The sequence below is a fragment of the Pseudomonas sp. ES3-33 genome, from assembly GCF_000952175.1.
GTDB classification, from domain to species: domain Bacteria; phylum Pseudomonadota; class Gammaproteobacteria; order Pseudomonadales; family Pseudomonadaceae; genus Aquipseudomonas; species Aquipseudomonas gregormendelii.
Window position 1 is genome coordinate 1 of the sequence record NZ_JZRI01000151.1, and the last position, 551, is coordinate 551.

At 46.5% G+C, this 551-nt stretch carries 2 tRNA genes and 1 rRNA gene; all 3 read left to right on the forward strand.

Annotated features, from left to right (window positions below):
* Positions 1 to 64: ribosomal RNA gene (locus UB23_RS25945) — 16S ribosomal RNA — on the forward strand; the annotation flags it as partial.
* 123 nt (positions 65 to 187) lie between these two features.
* Positions 188 to 264 (forward strand) — tRNA-Ile (locus UB23_RS25950).
* Positions 265 to 274: 10 nt separating this feature from the next.
* Positions 275 to 350, forward strand: a tRNA-Ala gene (locus UB23_RS25955).
* Positions 351 to 551: the final 201 nt, after the last annotated feature.

Consider the following 551-nt stretch of genomic DNA (forward strand, 5'->3'; position numbering starts at 1 on the left):
CATGACTGGGGTGAAGTCGTAACAAGGTAGCCGTAGGGGAACCTGCGGCTGGATCACCTCCTTAATCGACGACATCAGCTGCTCCATGAGCTCCCACACGAATTGCTTGATTCATTGAAGAAGACGATAGAAGCAGCTTTAAGCTCCAAGCTGATAGCTCCAAGCTAACAGTTGCGCGCTCGAAATTGGGTCTGTAGCTCAGTTGGTTAGAGCGCACCCCTGATAAGGGTGAGGTCGGCAGTTCGAATCTGCCCAGACCCACCAATTTTGTTATGGGGCCATAGCTCAGCTGGGAGAGCGCCTGCCTTGCACGCAGGAGGTCAACGGTTCGATCCCGTTTGGCTCCACCATATAACTGCTTCTGCTGTTAGAGTTTAGAAATGAATATTCCGGTGTGAATATTGATTTCTAGTCTTTGATTAGATCGTTCTTTAAAAATTTGGGTATGTGATAGAAAGATAGACTGAACGTTACTTTCACTGGTAACGGATCAGGCTAAGGTAAAATTTGTGAGTTGCTCTTAATTGAGTATTATCGAATTTTCGGCGAAT